This window comes from Corallococcus terminator, assembly GCF_049194865.1.
GTDB classification, from domain to species: Bacteria; Myxococcota; Myxococcia; order Myxococcales; family Myxococcaceae; genus Myxococcus; species Myxococcus terminator_A.
Genome location: NZ_JBLZWL010000129.1, coordinates 37,210 through 55,774, shown reverse-complemented (window position 1 = coordinate 55,774; position 18,565 = coordinate 37,210). Strand labels below are relative to the sequence as shown.

General features: G+C 69.1%; 17 protein-coding genes and 1 pseudogene. 5 read left to right on the top strand and 13 right to left on the bottom strand.

Annotation, left to right across the window (positions count from 1 at the left end; translation table 11 throughout):
• Positions 1-7: 7 nt before the first annotated feature.
• On the top strand, positions 8-574 hold the full coding sequence (locus ACN469_RS38105; protein WP_498776337.1) for an imm11 family protein: 567 nt from the start codon (positions 8-10) through the stop codon (positions 572-574).
• A gap of 4 nt (positions 575-578) precedes the next feature.
• On the opposite strand, the gene ACN469_RS38100 is transcribed toward ACN469_RS38105, so the two are convergent.
• From ACN469_RS38100 to ACN469_RS38085, 4 genes are all read right to left on the bottom strand, one after another.
• Positions 579-1,751: a tetratricopeptide repeat protein gene (locus ACN469_RS38100; RefSeq protein WP_498776335.1), complete on the bottom strand. Its 1,173-nt coding sequence runs from the start codon at positions 1,749-1,751 to the stop codon at positions 579-581.
• 88 nt (positions 1,752-1,839) lie between these two features.
• Positions 1,840-3,558 (bottom strand): aldehyde dehydrogenase family protein, encoded by a 1,719-nt coding sequence (locus ACN469_RS38095; protein ID WP_498776333.1) that lies wholly within the window; start codon positions 3,556-3,558, stop codon positions 1,840-1,842.
• 80 nt (positions 3,559-3,638) lie between these two features.
• The gene (locus ACN469_RS38090) at positions 3,639-5,819 is read right to left on the bottom strand and encodes a M56 family metallopeptidase (RefSeq protein WP_498776331.1); all 2,181 of its coding nucleotides are present in this window, start codon (positions 5,817-5,819) and stop codon (positions 3,639-3,641) included.
• A gap of 3 nt (positions 5,820-5,822) precedes the next feature.
• On the bottom strand, positions 5,823-6,206 hold the full coding sequence (locus tag ACN469_RS38085; protein ID WP_498776329.1) for a BlaI/MecI/CopY family transcriptional regulator: 384 nt from the start codon (positions 6,204-6,206) through the stop codon (positions 5,823-5,825).
• 122 nt (positions 6,207-6,328) lie between these two features.
• On the opposite strand from ACN469_RS38085, the pseudogene ACN469_RS38080 reads away from it, so the two are divergent.
• Together ACN469_RS38080 and ACN469_RS38075 are read left to right on the top strand one after the other, a co-directional pair.
• Positions 6,329-7,525, top strand: a pseudogene (locus ACN469_RS38080) (PAS domain-containing protein); the annotation flags it as partial.
• Positions 7,514-8,683, top strand: coding sequence for a sensor histidine kinase (locus ACN469_RS38075; RefSeq protein ID WP_498776637.1), 1,170 nt, complete (start codon positions 7,514-7,516; stop codon positions 8,681-8,683). The pseudogene ACN469_RS38080 and the gene ACN469_RS38075, both read left to right, overlap by 12 nt.
• Positions 8,684-8,686: 3 nt before the next feature.
• Here ACN469_RS38075 and ACN469_RS38070 read toward each other — a convergent pair whose 3' ends face one another.
• The 3 genes from ACN469_RS38070 to ACN469_RS38060 form a co-directional block, all read right to left on the bottom strand.
• A complete protein-coding gene (locus ACN469_RS38070; RefSeq protein WP_498776327.1) occupies positions 8,687-10,078 on the bottom strand; it encodes a hypothetical protein in 1,392 nt (463 codons plus the stop codon).
• Between the two features lie 152 nt (positions 10,079-10,230).
• The gene (locus ACN469_RS38065; protein ID WP_498776325.1) at positions 10,231-11,844 is read right to left on the bottom strand and encodes a phospholipase D-like domain-containing protein; all 1,614 of its coding nucleotides are present in this window, start codon (positions 11,842-11,844) and stop codon (positions 10,231-10,233) included.
• 62 nt (positions 11,845-11,906) lie between these two features.
• Positions 11,907-12,143 (bottom strand): chaperonin, encoded by a 237-nt coding sequence (locus tag ACN469_RS38060; RefSeq protein WP_498776323.1) that lies wholly within the window; start codon positions 12,141-12,143, stop codon positions 11,907-11,909.
• 419 nt (positions 12,144-12,562) lie between these two features.
• On the opposite strand from ACN469_RS38060, the gene ACN469_RS38055 reads away from it, so the two are divergent.
• Together ACN469_RS38055 and ACN469_RS38050 are read left to right on the top strand one after the other, a co-directional pair.
• Positions 12,563-13,138, top strand: coding sequence for a hypothetical protein (locus ACN469_RS38055; RefSeq protein WP_498776321.1), 576 nt, complete (start codon positions 12,563-12,565; stop codon positions 13,136-13,138).
• A gap of 111 nt (positions 13,139-13,249) precedes the next feature.
• The gene (locus ACN469_RS38050) at positions 13,250-14,038 is read left to right on the top strand and encodes a hypothetical protein (protein ID WP_498776320.1); all 789 of its coding nucleotides are present in this window, start codon (positions 13,250-13,252) and stop codon (positions 14,036-14,038) included.
• A gap of 39 nt (positions 14,039-14,077) precedes the next feature.
• Here the strand turns inward: ACN469_RS38050 and ACN469_RS38045 are convergent, their stop codons facing one another.
• The 6 genes from ACN469_RS38045 to hemF all read right to left on the bottom strand — a co-directional run bounded on the left by ACN469_RS38045 (position 14,078) and on the right by hemF (position 18,544).
• A complete protein-coding gene (locus ACN469_RS38045) occupies positions 14,078-14,536 on the bottom strand; it encodes a hypothetical protein (RefSeq protein WP_498776318.1) in 459 nt (152 codons plus the stop codon).
• Positions 14,533-15,177 (bottom strand): anti-sigma factor family protein, encoded by a 645-nt coding sequence (locus ACN469_RS38040; RefSeq protein WP_498776316.1) that lies wholly within the window; start codon positions 15,175-15,177, stop codon positions 14,533-14,535. Before ACN469_RS38040 ends, ACN469_RS38045 begins: the two co-directional genes overlap by 4 nt.
• Positions 15,178-15,250: 73 nt before the next feature.
• Positions 15,251-15,865, bottom strand: a complete 615-nt coding sequence (locus tag ACN469_RS38035; protein WP_163864158.1) for an RNA polymerase sigma factor — start codon at positions 15,863-15,865, stop codon at positions 15,251-15,253.
• Between the two features lie 76 nt (positions 15,866-15,941).
• Positions 15,942-16,862, bottom strand: a complete 921-nt coding sequence (locus ACN469_RS38030) for an Immediate early protein ICP0 (RefSeq protein ID WP_498776313.1) — start codon at positions 16,860-16,862, stop codon at positions 15,942-15,944.
• Positions 16,863-17,123: 261 nt separating this feature from the next.
• Positions 17,124-17,624, bottom strand: coding sequence for a hypothetical protein (locus ACN469_RS38025; protein ID WP_498776312.1), 501 nt, complete (start codon positions 17,622-17,624; stop codon positions 17,124-17,126).
• A 5-nt stretch (positions 17,625-17,629) separates the two neighbouring features.
• On the bottom strand, positions 17,630-18,544 hold the full coding sequence (hemF, locus tag ACN469_RS38020; RefSeq protein ID WP_498776310.1) for an oxygen-dependent coproporphyrinogen oxidase: 915 nt from the start codon (positions 18,542-18,544) through the stop codon (positions 17,630-17,632).
• Positions 18,545-18,565 lie beyond the last annotated feature (21 nt).

Sequence of the window (18,565 nt, the reverse complement as noted above, 5' to 3'; positions counted from 1 at the left end):
CGACGCCATGCCGAGTCGCTTCTTCAGGATGGCCGAGGATGTCCAGGCCGGGAACTGGTACCTGGGAGATCCCGAGGACTCTCGCGGACAAGAGGTGGAGGACCCTTGGATGTTCAGGGGCGGAAGGACTGTCCGCATCGAAGGTCCGCTGAGAATCCCCATCGACGAGCAGGGCAAGGCGCTGGATTTCTCCCTGGCGGGCGTGGGCCTCGCGCCCATCGTCCACGTCAAGGTGGCCACCCTCGTCTGTGAACTGGCTCCCGACGATGTGCAGACCGTGCCCGTCAGCATCAAGGGCCATCCGGACCACTACCTCATCCTGGTCGCCACCAGGCTCATCCACTGCATCGATGAACAGTCATCCAAGGTCCAGTTCTGGGAGCCGGAGGACGGGATGCCCCAGAAGGTCGGCCAATACTTCGCTGTGAACGACCTCCACATCGATGCCACGAAGGTCGGCGAGGCCAAGGTCTTCCGCACAGCGGGTTGGGACCTGGCCCTCATCGTCTCCGAGGACATCAAGCAGGCCCTGGAGCGAATCAAGACCACCGGCGTGAAGTTCACACCGGTGTAGGCCCTCAGCCCTCGTTCAGCTTCTTCAACAGCCGCTCGGCCTGCTCGCGGACCACGCCTTCGCCCAGCGCCTGCGCACGCTGCGCGTGGTGGATGCACGCGGCACGGTCCGTCAGGAAGGTGGCCACCGCCATGTTCAGGTGCGTCGTCGCATCCTCCGGATGCGCGGCCAGCGCCTGCTCCAGGATGGGCTTCGCGCGAGCATGCTCGTCGTCCTGCATCAGGAGCAGCGCCAGGTCATTCACCGGCCCCAGCTCGGTGGGCACCAGCACCACCGCCTCCTCCAGCCGCCGCCGCGCCTCCGCGCGCTCACCCAACGCGCCATGCATCTGCGCCAGCGCGTGCAACGTCTGCCAGCTCCGAGGCGCCAGTCGCAGCGCCTCCTCGAAGAGGTCCTTCGCCTCCGCGAAGCTGCCCGCGCTCATCACCGCCAGGCCGTGCATGTACACGTAGTTCACGTGGGTCGGCTCCACCTGGCGCAGCTCCAGCGCGGAGCGCTTCGCACCCTCGGGACTCCCCGCCGACAGGTACAGCTTGAACAGGTCCTCCAGCACCGCGCGACGCAGGCCACCCTGCGCCTTGTCCAACGCCTGCGTGCCCGCCTGGATGCCCAGCCCCAGCGAGCCCTGCGCCGCGTGCGCGCGCATCAACATCAGCAGCGGCATCGCCTCCTGCGCCGCGCCCTCGGCCGCCTTCTGGAAGTGCGTCACCGCCGCGCTCGGCGTGCCCTGCTGGAGGTGGATGCGCCCCAGCTCGAAGTGCGTGTGCGCGCTGTCGGGCGACACCTGGAGCGCGGACTCATACGCGGCCCGCGCGCCGTTCAAGTCGCCCCGGTCCAGCAACAGGCCCCCCAGGTTGAAGCGCTCGAAGTAGCCCGACGTGGGCGCCGCGGCCAACGCCTTGAGCGCCTCCAGCGCGTCCGCGTTGCCCGCCTGCGCCCTCAGCATGGCGAGGTGCGCCTGCCCCTCGGCATGGTCCGGCTTCGCCTTCAAGAGCCGCAACGCCGCGGCCTCCGCGTCGCCCGCCGCGCCCGTGCTCAGGTACGTCCGGACCAGCCCCAGCAGACAGTCCACGTCGTCCGGGTTGATGGCGAGCCCCTTCTGGAAACTCTTCACCGCCTCCTGCGGCTGCCCCACCTGGAGAAACCGTCCGCCTTCCCGAGCATGCGTCGATGACATGCCCCGGGTTTATCACGGGCCCACGAGCCCCGGCAGCCCGGGCACGAGCCTCCCCCGAGCCTCTGCTGGGAGAGCGAATCCACGACACTCAGCGACGCAGCGCCGCCGCCGCGATGCCCGGTATCTTGAGCCAGGACGGGGACCGCTCGAACTGGACCAGCCGCTGGCCCAGGTCACGGACGCTCCGGTGTCCCGGGACCCAGGGCGGGGCTGGCAGGCTCGTCAGCGGCGCGCGCAGGACTGACTTCTCCACCTGCTCCAACATCAGGCTGTTGTGCACCCAGCCCAGGCCACTCTGGATGTCCTGGGCCGTCGAGGACGGATGCCCACCCCAGGGCAGGGACACGAGCGCATAGCCCGCCGCGGGCCACGTGTTCACCGCCACGGTGCCATAGCGCAGCTCGCGGATGGCCTTCTCCAGCGCTGCGGCCACGGCCGCATCCTTCAATGAGGCCGGGTGGATGACGAGGGTGACGTTCAGCGTGCCCCACACCTTGTCATTGAGGAACGACACCGCGCTCGCCAGGAATTCCACCGGGTCGTCTCCGCCAGGCAACCCCGTCTCCGACAACACCGTGCACCAGGGCTCGTGACGAAAGACACGGTCCTCGGCGTGGCTCGGGTCCACGTCCGGAATCAGCGCGAAGGGCAGCTCGCCCACGCCCGCATGGCCCACCTGCCGCAGGTGCGGCCGTCCCTCGGTGAACTGGCGCCACCGCTGGTCCGCGCCCGGGTAGTACGCGCGTCGCACGGTGGCCTTGCCCAGACTCGCCTCCACCACATCCACCAGATGCGAGCGCGGCTTCCAGTCCTTCGGCTGCACCAGCAACTTGGCCGCGTTGCAGTTGAAGGACGCGTTGTTGGACACCATGCCGGCGATGCTGTCCGCCTGGAAGCGCAGCTCCCCTTCCGTGTAAGGCCCCGGCACCACCACCACCGGCGAGATGTTCCCCAGCTCGCTGGTGAACGGCTTGCGCAAGAGCGGCTCATCGCGCGCGCGACGCGCGTCCGACTCAGGGCCCGGCGGCCCCCACACCAGGGCGTCATGGGTCTTATCGCTGCCGGTGATGTGGACCTCATCCACCGCCGGGTGCCCCACCAGCGCCGCGCCTTCCTCCACGCCGCCGTACACCACCGCGAAGACATCCCGCCGCGCCAGCACCGCGAAGGCCTGCTCCAACAAGGGCCCCAGGTAGGCGTTCACCGGGTTCATCTTGAGGACACACGCGGCGCCTTCAACGAAGAGCTTGTAGAGGCAGTCCGCGGGAGGAATCGAGTTGACGTTGCCCGCGCCGAGCACCGCGCACAGCCGTCCGTCATGCGGCTTGCGGTAGAAGGACGCCTGGTGCTCGCGGAGGTTGTCGGCGGTGACGCCGGGGAGGAAGTGGACCTCCCCCGCGGTGCGCGGCAGCAGCATCCCCTCGAGTGCGTTCATCGGATAGATGCGCGCCGCGAGCCTTCCGTCCTCCATCGTGCGCAGCCGGGACGCGGGGATGCGCGGGACACCGTGACGTTGGATGTCCCGCAGCGAGTCGGCCAGCAGGCGCAGGTTGCGCACCACCACCATGGGGCCCGCCAGCCACTCTTCTCCGGCAAGCGGACCGTCAGGGTCGATTCCCTTCGCCTCGCAGGCCGCGCGCACGCTCGGCTCCGCGATGGCCACGTAGCCGCGGCTGAGTTCCTCCAGCAACGAGAGTCGCTCGGGAATCCCGAGCTTCACCCACGCTCGCGAGCCCTGCTTCACCCGCTGGATGACGGTGTCCAGCGTACCGGCGGGAGTGCTGCGAGGGGCGGCGGCGAGGCTCATGGGGACCTCCGGCAGAGGGCGGGCTCCTCAAGCTAGAGGGGCGCCAGCCCGCGCGACACGAGTCCCCACGCGGACCGTCATCAGGTGGGCAACGGCTGGCCCAGACCCTTGCGCAGTGCCTCATCGATGACGGACTGGATCTTCCGCTCCGAGTCGCGAATCTCACTCTCGTGGAGCTTGTGGACCTTCTCCATCTCGCGCCCCATCTCCTCCTGCTGCTGGCCGAGCTTCTCCTGCTCGCGGCCCAGCTCCTCCTGCTGCTTCGACAGCGCCTCCTGCTTCACGTCGAGGGCGTCGATCTCCTTGTCGAGCGCGGCCTCCTGCTTGTCCAGCTCCGCCTGACGACGCTCGCGCTCGGCCTCGGGGAGCGCGTCCAGGCGATTGGACTCCAGATGCAACCCGGCGCGCTTGTGGGCCAGCTCGGCGTGCTGCAAGGCCAGCTCGCTCTGCTGCACTCCCAGCTTGCCCTGCTTCAGTCCCAGCGTGCCTTGCTCCTGTCCCAGCGCCCCCATGCGCGAGCCCACGGAGCCCTGCGCCACACCCCTCACCCGGATGGGCTCCAGCGCGTCCTTCATCGCCTTCAGCGTGGCCGCGTCGCGGATGATGAAGGCCTCGCCCTTGCGGCGGACATAGAGCAGCTCGCCGCCGCTCTTGTCCTTGAACATCTTCGCGAGCTTCAGGTCCACGGTGCTGCCGCTCATCGTGGCCTTGTCGCCCGAGAGCAGCACGTAGCTGGAGTCGTCGTCCTCGAGCTGCGACGGGGGCGCGGGCGGAGTGGGAGGCGACGGGGGGGCGGCGAGCACACCCTTCACGGCCATCCGTGGCGCGAGTGGGGCCATGGCCAGCATCGGCCTCGGCGCGACGGCGTGCGGCCCGGCGGGGGGCAGCGGCGGCTTCGGCGCGACAGGGCGCTCACCCACTGGAGATGCCGGCGCCATCGGAGCGACAGGGCTCGGTCTGGCCGCGGGCATCGGCGCAGCCTGCTTCGACTCCTCCTCCCGCGCGGGCTTCGCTTCCTGTCTCGCGACGACCTGGAAGGGAACCAGGGCCACCAGCCCCAGCGCGGAGACAGTCACCTTCAACCAACGACGAGAACGGGAGGAACCGATGTCGACGTACTCCAGCATGCTCAACCTCCTGTGCAGCGCGTGAACGTGAGCGGACGCACCGAGCGCGGCGGCGGTCCCATGAGAACGGGTGACTCCAAAGGCGAGCAGCAGCTCGCCGTAATCCGCGGGCTCCGCGCCCGTCAGTCGCAGCGCCTCCGCGTCACATGCCTCTTCACGGGCCAGCGCGTATTCCCGCGCGGCACGGCGCGCGAGCGGATGGAAGAAAAGCAACGCCTCCGCGAGCGCCGGCACCCAGCCGAGCCACAAGTCACCGCGCTTCAGGTGCGCCACCTCGTGCGCCAGCGCCATGCGCAGCCCTTCCACGGGGAGCCGCCGCACCGCCTTCGTCGGCAGCACCACCACCGGAGACCACAGACCCGTCGCCAGCGGACTCGCCACCTCATCCGACACGAGCAGCGTGGGAGCCCGCCGCAGTCCCGCGCTCTCGGACAGCTCCAGGACCTCCGTCTCCAGCACCGGGTGCTCCAGCGGGCGCGCGCTCCGGCGCAACCGCCGCATCAAGGCCCAGCTCCGCACCTGCGACCGCACCTGCCACGCCACCCCCATCACCCACGCCGCCAGGAGTGCCAGCACCAGGACCTGCTTCCACCCCACCGCCAGGTCATGCACGTCAGAAAGGAACGAGCCGCTCACGGCCCCGGCGCCACTCCCGGAGGACTCGGCACCCGACACCCGCGCGCCCTGCCCCACCGGCGCGAAGTGGACCTCACCTCCCACCATCCCGAGCGTTCCCACGTGCGTGTCACGCTCGCCCACCACCGCATGCGCCGCATCGGTGGACGGAGCCGCCACGACACCCCGCTCCATCGAGCCGGGCGACATGCCCACCGCGCCACCCTCGACGCGCTCGGCGCTCACGGGCACCAGCGTCTCCGGCTGGCCCGAGAGGAACGCGAGCGATTCGGGCAACACCGGCAGCGCCAGCGGACGCGGCCCCCCCAGCGACACCACGAACTTGAGCGCCACCAACCACCACAGGCCCGCGCGCAGCGAGGCCGGCATCCGCGTCCACAGTCGCGTCAGACCCCACACCAGCGCGGCGCACACCGCGCCCTGCCATGACGCGCGCCACAGTCCCTCCGGCCACGACGCCAACCCCGAGGCCACTTCCATCAGCCATCCGGTCCGCATGGGTTACTCCTTCCGCTTCTTCGAGCGAAGCCGCGCCACCACATCCTGGAGCTGCGCGAGGTCCTTGTCGGAGACATCGTCCGCGTCGGACAGGTACGCGGCGAACGGCGACAGCGAGCCGGACAACGTGCGCTGGACGAAGTCGCCCACCACGTCCCGCAGCAGCTCTCCCTCCCGCACCGGAGAGGCGTACTGGAACACGCCGTCCACCTTGCGCCGCGTGAGGTAGCCCTTCAGCCGCAGCCGCTCCATCACCGTCAGGATGGTGGAGCGCGCCAACCCCTGGGGCTCACCGAAGCGCTCCACCACCTCGCCCACCGTGGCGGGCCCGTGCTCGGCCACGTACCGCAGCACCGACAGCTCCTGCTCTCCCACCGGCTTCTTCATGACCATCCCCTGACGACAACTGTAGTCACAGGACAAGTACGCCTGACTACAACCGTAGTCAAGCGGGCACCAAGAGGAGAAGCGACCCTTTCCCGCCACTGGGACGAGTCCCATGTTTGGGAATGAGCGGGCGGCCATGCCGCATGGAGGTGGCGCCAGTGGCGAAGGGCGACATGCGGGAGGGGCAGGCAGGTCCGGACGCCTCCGCTCCGGCCAGTCCCGCGCTCAAGCGGCTTCTGCAAGTGGGCAGGAGCCTCCACGCCGCGCTCATCGTGGACGCGGCGAACCGCATTGTCTGGATGGACACGGTGCTGGCGCGGTCCGCCGGCGCGGAGCAAGGCGATGTCGGTGGGCGAGCGGCGCGGGAGGTGCTCGCCCGCATGCCCTGGCTCGCCCGCGCGCTGGAGGCGGCGCTGTCGAGCGGCCAGGGGATGGGCGAGGGCAGCGGACAAGGCCAGCGGCTGCGCGCCCTGGTGATGGCGGTGCATGGAGACGACGGCCTGCTGCTGGGAGCCTGCGCCAGACTCCAGACGCTGGGGCCCGAAGAGGCGGCGCGAGACGCGCTGACCGCGGAGCTGTCACGCGTCCGCAAGCGCTACGAGGACTTCATCGACAGCATCGACGGCATCGTCTGGGAGGCCGACGCCGAGTTCCACTTCACCTTCGTCAGCAGACAGGCCGAGCGACTCCTGGGCCTTCCCGCGGAGCAGTGGCTGCGCCAGCCTGACTTCTGGGCGCGGCACGTCCATCTGGATGACTGGTCGGAGGTCCTCTCTTCGTGCCTGAGCGCCTGGCGACAGGGGCGTCCTCACGAGTTCGAGTACCGGATGCTGGCCGCCGACGGACACATCGTCTGGATGCGGGCCCACGTCACGGCCGTCTCGGAGGATGGCCAGCCGATGCGGCTGCGCGGGCTGATGGTGGACGTCACCGAGCAGCGCCGGGCTCGCGAGCGGCTGGAGCACGCCCACTCCGTGCTGCGCGCGATGTTCGACTCCATCGCGGACGGCGTCATCGTGGTGGACGCGGACCAGCGCATCATCGCCTACAACAAGCGCTTCCAGCTCATGTGGGGTCTCAGCGACGAGGTGATGGAGTCGCGCGTCGCGCAACGTGCGCTCGAGCTCGCGGCGCCGCTGGCGAAGGACCCGGCGCGCTTCGTCGCGCGCATCCAGAACCAGCTCATCCTCTCGGAGGACAGCGCCGTGGACACCATCGAGCTGCGCGACGGCCGCATGCTCGAGAGCACGTCGCTGCCCCAGCGGATGGGCGGCGCGGTCATCGGCCGGGTGTGGAGCTACCGTGACGTGACGGAGGAGCGCCGCGCGAAGGTGGAGCGGGAGCGGCTGCTCATCGCGGAGCAGAACGCGCGGGAGCGGGCCGAGGAGTCCTTCGCGCTGCTCGACACGTTCCTCAACCACGCCCCCGTGGGGCTCGCCTTCATCAACCGGGAGCTGCGCTACCTGCGCATCAACGAAGCCCTGGCGTCACTGCACGGGCGCAGGCGCGACGAGGAGCTGGGCAGGACGGTGCAAGAGATGAACCCCAACATGTCCTCCACCTTCGCGCCGCTGATGCTCCAGGTCATGGAGACCGGCATCCCCTTGAGCGACATGGAGATGTCCGGACACGTGCCCGCCACGCCCGACAAGCTGCGGCACTGGCGCGTCAGCTACTACCCGGTCAGGACTCCGAGCGGCGGCATCGTCGGCCTGGGCGCCGTCGTCGTCGAGGTGACGGCGGAGCACCGCGCGCGGCAGGAGCGGGAGGAGTTGCTGAAGGAAGCGCAGGAGGCCATCAGCGTCCGGGACGACTTCCTGTCCATCGCCGCCCACGAGCTGAAGACGCCGCTGACGCCGCTCAAGCTCCACCTCCAGATGATGAAGCAGCAGGCCGCCGCGGGCCACGCCCCCAAGCCCCACCACGTGGACAAGGCGCTCGCCCAGGTGACGCGGCTGTCCGTGCTCATCCATGACCTGCTGGATGCCACGCGCATCGAAGCCGGCAGGCTGGAGCTGCGCCGCGAGCCCGTGGAGCTGCAGTCGCTCGCCCGCGAGGTGCTCGCGGAGGTCCGTCCGCTCGGCCATCAACACACACTGGAGTACGAGGCGCCGCCGGAGCCGCTGGTGGTGAAGGGAGACCGGGGCCGGCTCGCGCAGGTGCTGACAAATCTCCTGGAGAACGCGTTCAAGTACAGCCCCAGCGGGGGCGTCGTCCGGCTGACACTGGAGCGCGACGGAACCCAGGCCCGGATATCGGTGAAGGACACGGGCATCGGCATCCCCGAGGACCAGCGCCAGCACCTCTTCCAGCGCTTCTTCCGCGCGCGCAACGCGCCCATCTCCGGCTTTGGTGGGCTGGGCCTGGGGCTCTACATCTGCCGCGACATCGTCGAGCGCCACGGCGGCCACATCCAGGTGGACACGGAGGTGGGCCAGGGCTCCACCTTCCACGTCACCCTGCCGCTGGACACCTGAGGCTCAGCGCTGGAAGTCCACGCCCACGCCCATGCCCGCCGTCACGCCGCGCACCAGCGCCCCATCCGCCTGCGGGAAGTGCACCGTGCCGCCGGAGCCCCAGGCGTACAGGTGGTTCACCAACCGCTGGCGGACCTCCACGCCCAGCGAGTAGCGAGGCCTGTCACCCAGCGCCGTCAGCACCGCGCGCGCCAGGGCCCGGGTGCGGCCTCCGGGCAGCTCGAAGCCCGCCGACACATCCAGGTCCGTGCGGCCGAAGCCGTGGTACTGCGCGGCCACGCTGCCCAACAGCAGCGTCGTGTCGGCGCTGCCCTTGGCGATGGACGCCTCCAGGTAGCCGGCGAAGCCGTCGGGGAGCTCCTCGTCGGCGATGGGCTGCTCCATCAGGCCCGTGCCGGAGAAGCGCCCCAGCTCGTAGTCCGGACCGAACATGCCGAAGCGGAAGCGCCCGCCCTGCTTGCGGCCCTGCAGCGTGAAGCTCAGCTGCGTGCCGCTCTCCAACTGCCCCTCCATCGCCACGCCCAGCAGGCCACCGACGGCCGGCGAGTGAGCCTCCGCGAAGCGCGCACCACCCGCGAGCAGCGCCCACGCGCGCAGGCGCTCCCCTTTATAGAGCGCCACGTCGCCGCCCACCGAGGTCAGCGTCATGTTCGGCGTCTCGCCACCCGCCTTCGCCGCGTCGTGCGCCGCGGACAGGCGCAGCAGGTAGCGGTCGAACTTGCCCGAGTCGTCGCTGGCGGCGCGGCCCAGGTCCAACATCAGCTCACCCGCGAAGATGCGCGCGCCCAGCACGTCGCTGGCCAGAATCTCCGCGCGCACCGGCCCCTTCACCATCGTCAGCGAGCCGCCCGCCGGGTGGTAGTCCGGCGACAGCGCGTTGCTGTAGCGGCCCAGCAGATAGCCCCGGCCCAGTGACTCGTCGACGAAGGGCTCCACGCGCAGGTAGAACGCCGACTGCCCCTCCTGGCCGATGCGCAGCATGCGCACCACCTGGCCGATATCACTCAGCTCGTCCCAGTCCTCGCGGCGCAGGCGCGCGCCGTAGTCGCCGTCCGCCTGCTTCGGCTCCTCGTCCACCATGCGCATCCGGAGGTTGGCGCCCAGTCGCAGCACGAAGGAGTCCCCCTTCGTCAGCCCCAGCGACGGGTACACCCGGATGAACAGGTCCTGCCCTCCACCCGGCGTTCCGGAGGGGAGGCTCAAGCCACCGGCCTCGAGCTGTCCGCTGAAGCCGAAGCCCTCACCTCCCACGCGACTGCCGGGGGGCGCGGGCTCGTCCAGCCGCGCCGCGGACACGGGCGTGTCCTGTCCGGAGGGCTCCGGCCCCTCCTCGGAGATGGTGGAGCTCTGGTTGGATACAAGGGCGAAGAGGACGAGAAGGGGGGCGCCAGTCATCGTCCCCTGAGTCTACCCGGCCCCGTGCTCCCGCGAAGCAGCTCGGCCTCGCGGTGTGGGTGACACTGCCGAGCCTCGGCACACCCGCCTCATGGGTGACACCCCTGTCACGCTCCTCCGCTGACCAGGCAACCCCACTCGCAAGGGCTGCCTCAGCTCCCGCAGCGACCGCCCTCGTCATCCGAGCCCGCGGGGAGAATCGCGCGGTGGGGACGCTCCTCCGCCGCGCCCACCAGCCAGCGCGACAGCAGCCGGATGCCCGAGGCGAACAGCCCGTCCTCCGCGCCGCGCAGCGCCTCGAAGAGGGACTCGTCCAGCACGGAGTCCTCCGGGTCGATGACCAGCTCCTCCGGCTCCAGCGACTTGAGCAGCGGGCTCTGGTCGAACACCGTCTCCAGGGGGTGCGGGCGCAGCCGGTGCAGGCCCGCGCTCGCCACCGCGTCCAGCCAGTCCACCCACGACGACGGCGCCGAGCGAGTCAGCGGCAGCAGCTCCTTCACGCCCGACAGCCCCGCGTGCTCCGCCACCAGCGACAGGCGGACGCGGCGGATGGCGCGAGACACCGCGTCGCCCTCCTCCTCCGACTCCCAGCTCATGTTCAGCTCGGAGTCCAGGCCGAGGCTGCGATTGGTGGTGTTGGCCGAGCCCACCGTGAGGAAGCGGTCGTCCACCACCATCACCTTCGAGTGGATGTACGTGAAGACGTCCGCGCCCGTCTCCGGGTGGCGCCCCGCCGAGCAGTATACCCGGAAGGTGTTGCCCGTCTCTTGAGCCACCCGCTCCAGCGTGCGCAAGAGCCGCACCTGGGCGATGCCCATGGCCAGCTGCTCGCGCAGGGCCTCCGGCTTCCGCGGCAATACCAGCACCACCTGAATCGGTGGACGTCCGGTCGCGCGGAAGCGCTTCACCAGCGCCTGGAAGATGGCCCGCGACGAAAAGTATTGGTTCTCGATGTAGATGAACCGGTCGGCCGCCTCGATGGCGTCCAGGAACAGCGCGCGCACCTCCTGCACCGCCTCCTGCGGCGGCACGAGCGTCTTTCCAAACGTGCGGCTGATGGCCACGGGCCCTGGGGGCGCCGGCACGCTGGACGAAAACGTCACGTCGTCTCGCGCCACGCGCGGCAGGTGCAGCTCTCCACCGCCCGCGTGCGCCCAGCGCGCCTCGAACAGCTCCGTCAGTCTCTCCACCACCGGCCCGGTGAGCACCGTCTGGACGTCATGGTAGGGGCCGTGGGGGTCCCTGCCGCTGTCGCACCTCAGCGTCGAGCCCACCCGATGGTCCCGGTCATCCCACCGACAATCACAGACGTCCATGCCGCCCGTGAAGGCCTGCACGCCGTCCACCACGACGAGCTTCTGGTGATGCGCCCCATACAGGGGACTGGAGGCGTCGAAGCGGAACTTCACGCGCTCGTTCGTCGTCCAGTTGAACAGCAGGTGCTGCATCCACTCGCGCTCCATGGCGAGCAACATGCTGAAGTCCCACGCCAGGATGTAGACGTGCAGCTCCGGATTGGCCCGGCACAGCGCGTCCAGCATGGGCAAAAGGCGCACCTCGCCACCGCGCGCTTCTTCCAGGTCCTCGCCTCGCAGCAAGGACACGTCGCTGTCGAACTGCCAGCCCGTCATCACGATGTAGCGACGAGCCTTCTTCGCGGCCCGGTACAGCTCCCGATAGTAGGCGCGCCCATCCACCAGCACGCCGCCGTCACTCGAGTCTTCCACCGTCCAGCAGTTGCGCCCGGGAATGATGATGCGCTTCACGCTGTCAGCTCCCCTCGCCGCCCAACCCAAGCGCCACGTCGCGTGGCGCCCTCGCGCGCTCTTCAGCCCACGAAGACGATGTGCTTGCCGGTGGCCACCGTCATGTCCGTGGAGGACATCACCTGCTTCACCTTCTTCACCTCGCCGCCCACGGTGTCGAACGCCGCCGCGATGAGGTCGCCCAGCGTCACCTGCACCTGGCGTGCGTGCTTGCCAGCACCCGACACCGCCCGCGCCGTCGTCGCCTTCACCTGACGAGCCTTACGACGGATGACCTGCCCACGCTGAGTCTTCGACATGGTTCTTCTCCAAGGATGAATGAGGGATGCACCGCGCCACCACACCGACCCGCCACCGCCGCCGCCGCCCGTCTGCCCAATGACCAAGAGCAACCTGCGTGCCGAGGCTCAACCCCGCGACTTCACTCGATTTGGCGGCCCGCACCCGCCCCGCGCCGTTGGAAGGACTGCCATTTTTTCAGTCCGTACCGCGATCTCCGCACGCCCTGTCAGGCCCACCCGCATCCGCACACCCGCGCGCCGCTCCTCCCACGCGAGTGTTTGAAACCTCACACGAGACATCAAGACATGGGTCAGCCCTGCCCCCAATGTAAAACGTATTCACGCCAGCGGAAAAGTTTAGACATATCAGTCAATTTGAAAAGACCCGGGAAAACAGCTTCAATGCTTGGCATCGCTTCTTCCGGGGACATCCACGTATGGAATTGAAGACTCCTCCCTCCGTCCATCCCGCGCCGCCGACCTTCGCCGCCTACCAGGGTGTCGAAATCGTCGGACAGTCCATCCTCGCCATCGTCAACGGGATGGAGCTGGCCCAGGCGCGGGCGCTGCGAATCCTCGCGGAGAACGGCATCACGCCCCTGGAAGCGAAGACGTGGTACCCGATGCCATCGCTGCTGAAATCTTTCAGCCTGGTGTTCGAGAAGATTGGCCCCAGCACGGTGCGAACGATTGGCCGGAAGATTCCGGAAAGCGCGCACTTCCCGCCAGACATCGACACCCTGGAGAAGGGGCTCCGCGCGGTGGACATGGCGTACAAGATGAACCACCGGGGCAAGGGCAACATCGGGGGTTACCACTACGAGCCGGTGGACAAGCGCAACGCGAGGATGCGCTGCGACAATCCCTATCCCTGTGACTTGGACTACGGGCTGCTCGAGGCAATCACCGACAGGTTCCGTCCCAAGGATTCGCTTTGGGTGCGTATTGAACATGACCCCAAGAGTTGCCGCCGTCGTGGAGATGGGGCCTGCACGTACAACATCAGTTGGTAGCGCACATCGCTGGCCTCCAGTGCCGTGTGGCTCTTCCACCCGGCCCTGGGCGCGTCGTCTCAAGACACTCCGCCAGGGCCACGCGGAGACATGCATCTGGGAGGGACATCCATGAAGGCCGTGCTCCAACACATCGCGGTGTGCGAGGAGCGGTTCGCCTCACACCCCTTCTTCGCGGACCTGAAGCAGGACCGACCGATAGAACAGGTGATGGCGTTCGCGCCTCGCCTCACCTTCTGGGTGATGACGTTCCAGGATGTGCTGCGCCTCAACGCGCACTTCATCCAGGACGCACACCTGAAGGAGCTCGCCACGCATCACCATGCGGAGGAAGGCGGGCATGACCAGTGGTTCGAGGACGACATCGCCCAGCTCACCGGGGGCTCGCTGAGCATCGGCACGCTCTACGGCAAGGCCCACGTGAAGACGCGTGACGCCGCCTACTCCATCATCAGCGAAGTCTACCGCTCGGTGGATGACCGGCTGCGCATCGTCCTGCTGTGGGCGCTGGAGTCCACCAGTCACGTGTTCTTCAGCCGCACCGCGGTCATCAGCGCGGCGCAGGGCGCGGACGACAAGCTCAAGTACTTCTCCGACCACCACATGCAGGCCGAACAGCAGCACGCCATGTTCGAGCAGCAGCTGGCCGAGGAGCTGGAGGCCATGGTGCTGGAGCCGGCGGTGCGCGACGACGCGCTGGCCATGGTGAACCGCATCTACGGGGCGTTCGACACCATGTTCGACGGGCTGCGCATCCACCTGGAGCACGAGCGCGCCGACCAGACGGAGCCGCGCCGCGCCACGCTGGCCCCCGCCCCGAAGGTGGAGGTCGAGGAGTCCTTCGAGGTGGACGAGGCCGACTTCAGCGACGTGTCGCTGGCGGTGGACCGGGCCGCCTGAGCCATCAGGCCCGGCTGGCCCGGTTTACGGACAGCGGGGTTACTTCGAGGGCGGGGAGAGCACCAGGATGAGCTCTCCGCCCACGTGCTTGCCCGCCTTCTGGTAGACGGCGCCCTGCCGGCCCAGCTCCACGTCCAGCGTGGGCTGGCGCGGAATGGCCACGCGCACGGTGGCGGTGCCTTCCTTCATGCCCAACAGGAGCAGCGACGCGTTGCTGCCGTTGGGCAGCTTCACCTCGGTGGCCGTCTTCGCGCCCACCTCCAGCTTCTCGTTGGACAGGCGCTTGAAGGACGTGAAGTTGAAGTTCTGCTTCTCGAACTGCTCCTTCATCTTCGCCAGCTCCGGGGGCTCCACCTCCGAGCCCTTCTTGGAGGCGAGCACCACCTCCACCTGGACGCTGACCTTCTGCTCCTCCTGGGCCTGGCCCACCACCGGCATCAGCAAGCCCAGGCCCAGCACGGCCAGCAGCACCCGGCCAGACGACACGTTTCTTCTCACAGGGGACCTCCCGAGGGGCGCTCCACGTCGGTCTTCGGCTTGCCCAGGGGCTTGAGCCCCTTGCCTTTGCGAAGCCCGCCACCAATGTCCTCTTCCTGCTCCTCGTCCTCATCCGACGACGAGCCGTCCTGCGTCTCTTCATCCACCAGCCAGATGATGGTGCCACCGTTATCGGTTTCCATCACCACCGGCGCCACGCGGGCGTCCTGGTAGGGCTGGATGGACTTCACCGTCATCCGCTCCGCGCCATAACCCACCGGGGCCTTGTCGCTCAGCAAGAGCGGCAGTCCCACCAGCACGAGCACCGCCGCCGTCGCCAGCGAGGAGACCATCGCCGTGCGCTGGTAGAGGAACATTTCAGACAGCGCCAGCTTCAGCCGCTCCAGGAGGGGCGGCTTCTCCGGCGTCACCCGCGCCATGACCTTCTGCGCGAAGTCCTTGAAGTCGACGTCATCCACCGCCATGTCCAGGCCGACGCGGAGCAGGCCGGATTCGGCCCGCAGGTCCGCCGCGCGCCCCGTGCAGTCGCGGCACGCGCCCAGATGACGCTCCACGTTCACCCGCTCCGCGGGGGTCAGCTCCCCGTCGACATACGGGGAGAGCATGGGGACGAAACGCTCACATGCGGGATTTCCGGCCATAACCTTCACCCTGCTCGGTGGTGGATGCTGCGAACGCTGTGACGCGAGGCTCCCTCAGATATTCGAGGGACCTTCATTCGCTGCCCACTCCGCTCTTCGCTTCGTCCAACTCCAGGTATTCACTCAGGATTTTCTGGACCTTCGCCCGGGCATGGAAGAGGCGGCTCATCACCGTGCCCTTGGGGATATCGAGCGTCCGGGCCAGGTCCTCGTAGGACATGCCCTCAATCTCCCGGAGGAGGAGAATGGCGCGGTGCTTCTCGGGCACCGTGGCGAGCGCTTCCTGGATCTTCTCCGCCAGCTCGCGTCGGAGCGCGCTCTTCTGGGGGTTGGTGCCCAGGCGGCTGCCCAACGCGCCGATGCGCGCCTCGGACAGGTCCATGGCCTGGTTCTCGTCGAACTCCACCACCTCGCCTCCGCCTCCGCGCTTGCGCAGCACGTCGATGCAGATGTTCACGGTGATGCGGTAGAGCCAGGTGTAGAAGGACGAGTCGCCCTTGAAGTGGTCCAGGTACTTGTAGACCTTGACGAACGCCTCCTGGGAGACGTCCATCGATTCCTCCTTGTCCTTGAGCATACCGAGCGCAACTGCGTACACCTTGCGCTGGTAACGCTCGACGAGGAGTTTGAAGGCGCGCTGGTCGCCGCTCCGGACGCGCTTGACGAGTGTAAGGTCGTCGGTTGCCAATGGGTGCGGCAACGTACCACAAGCCGGCCAGCGCCAAGGACTTTCCGCCGCCGGGCAGCTTCCCCGCCGGGCCCCCCTAGAGGCTCACGAGCGCCAGCACGACGAGGGCGATGCCCACCAGGGCCAGCATGGCCCCGAAGGCCGCCCTGTCCCACTGTCCCTGCGCCACCGCCCCGTCCTCGGGGTCCGAGCGGAACCGGTGGAGCACGTTCCAGAACATCTGGGGCCCCAGCCGCTTGCCCGACGAGCGGCGCCGGCCGTCGGAATCCGAGGGCTGTTCGTCGGAACCCTCGGACTCGGAAGCCTGGAGCCCCAGGGGCGCGGGGCCGCCCCGGAGCGTATCCGGAGCCCGGGGCTGCACGGCGAGCCCTCCCTCGGCCACCCCCTCCCCGCGGACAGCGGCCTCCGAGTGGCGGACCTCTGGAGGTGGCTCCAGTTGGACGGTGGCCACCCGCTCGCGGGCCTCGTCGGGCGTCTTGGCCGTCAGCACCCACAGGCCCTGGGTCACCCCGTCCTGGCCGGTGCGCGCGTCGCGCAGCTCCGCGAAGCCCTGGCCCTTGAGCGACTCGCGGAAGGCCTCCTGCCCCTCCTTCTGGGGCGGCTGGGCCACGGCGGCCTCGGCGTAGGCGGCGAAGAACTCCCACAGCCGGGTGGCGCGCTCGCTGCTCGACAGCTGCGAGGGCTTGAGGTGCTGGGCCAGCAGCGCCGCGTCCGAGCCGAAGCGCAGGCCCAGCTCCTCCTGGCCCACCACCTTCTTGAGCCCGGGAGGAACCAGCTCCGCCACCTTGCGCAGCGGCGCCCGCTCCTGGCCCCCCAGGGTCGGATGGCCGCCAGGGATGGCGCCCTTGCGCCGGAAGGCGTCCTTCACGAGGAACCCACCCGGCGGTCCGCCTCCCTCGGGGACCTTGGGGCCGCCGCGCGGCACTCCCGCGGGCGAGTTGAGGATGAGCCGGGCGAGCTTGTTGAAGTTGGAGGTGATGCGCGAGGAAGAGGACATGGGCGGTGCCTCGTCATCCAAAGGACTCTGGGAGCCTAGCTCGGACGCGTCCTGAGAACCGTTTGGGGGGATGAACGAAGTGTCCGGCAGTGACGGAGTACCTCGATGCGGGGCCCCGCCATCACGCGGTGTGTCGGAGACGGGCTCCCCCCGGGGCACCCCTCCCCTGCCTGCCCGGGGACCGTCGCGGGGCCCCCTCATGTCACCGACGTGGCCCATTTCCCGATTCTCGCCCGGAGCGGGGATCAGGTTGCGGACCCGTCACTCGCCTTCGCGCTCCACCTCGACGGGCGTCGTCATTCCATTGGCGTCCAACCGCACGCGGTAGACGGAGTTCAGCCCGTCCCCGTCGAAGTCACCGCGCGCCAGGCACGACACCTCCGGCTCTCCCACGGGGCTCTCCTGCACCACCACCTCGTACTGGAAGCGCACCCGCTCCCCCGGCTCGAAGCCCAGGTGGTGGAAGACGTCGTTCTCCGGGAAGGGCACCGACTCGCCTCCGCGCGGCACGTCCCGCGGTGTGGGGCCGGCGACTTGATAGGCGCCGTGCTCGTCGCGATAGGCCTGCACCGCGTCACACAGCGCGAGCACGTTGAGGCGCGCCTCGGTGTCGGTGGGCCGCTCGCTCGGCTGCCCTGCGTGCCGGAGGGCGAGCACGCCCAGCACCGCGGCGATGACGCTCAGCCCCAGGGCGAAGAGGGGCCACTTCTTGCGAGCGCCGCCCGTCGAGGGCGGAGGGGAGGTGGAGGAGTCGTCGGACATGGTCCTCAGCCCTCCGGCTTCCAGGCGGCCCAGTCACGCGGCTGCCGCAGCACGTCCACCAGCCGGGCCTCCCAGGTTCCAGGCTCCGGGTGGTGGTCATAGCGCCAGCGCGTCTGGGGCGGCAGGGACATGAGGATGGACTCGGTGCGCCCGCGCGTCTCCAGGCCGAAGACGGTGCCCCGGTCATAGACGAGGTTGAACTCCACGTAGCGCCCGCGCCGCACCTCCTGCCAGAAGCGCTGGGCCTCGGTGAAGGGCGTGTCCTTGCGCCGCTCGGCGATGGGCAGGTACGCGTCCAGGAAGGCCCGGCCGCAGTCGCGCACGAAGTCCAGCTCGCGCTCCAAATCTCCGCCCATGTTCTCGAAGAAGACGCCGCCCACGCCGCGCGTCTCCTCGCGGTGACGCACGTAGAAGTACTGGTCACACGCGGCCTTGAAGCGCGGGTAGTACGTCGAATCGTGCTTGTCGCACGCGGCCTGGTGCACGCGGTGGAAGTGCGCCGCGTCCTCTTCGTAGAGGTAGTACGGCGTCAGGTCCGCGCCGCCGCCGAACCACGCCTTCCCGCCCTGGTGGATGAAGCGGTAGTTGGCGTGCACCGTGGGCACGTGCGGGTTGCGCGGGTGGAGCACGAGGGAGATGCCGCCCGCCCAGAAGGAGCGCCCCTCGCCCTGGAGCTTCTTGGCGAACTGGTCCTCCAGTTCTCCGAAGACCACCGACGTGTTGACGCCCGCCTTCTCCAGCACGGCGCCGTCCTCCAGCACGCGGCTGCGTCCCCCGCCCCCGCCGGGCCGCGTCCAGGCGTCCTCACGGAAGCGCCCCGTGCCGTCCAGGCGCTCCAGCGCGCCGCAGATGTCGTCCTGCAGCGACTGGGTGAAGGAGGCCATCCGCTCCTTCAGACTCTCCACGTCCACCTTCGTCATGCCTGCTCCTGGCGATTGTCG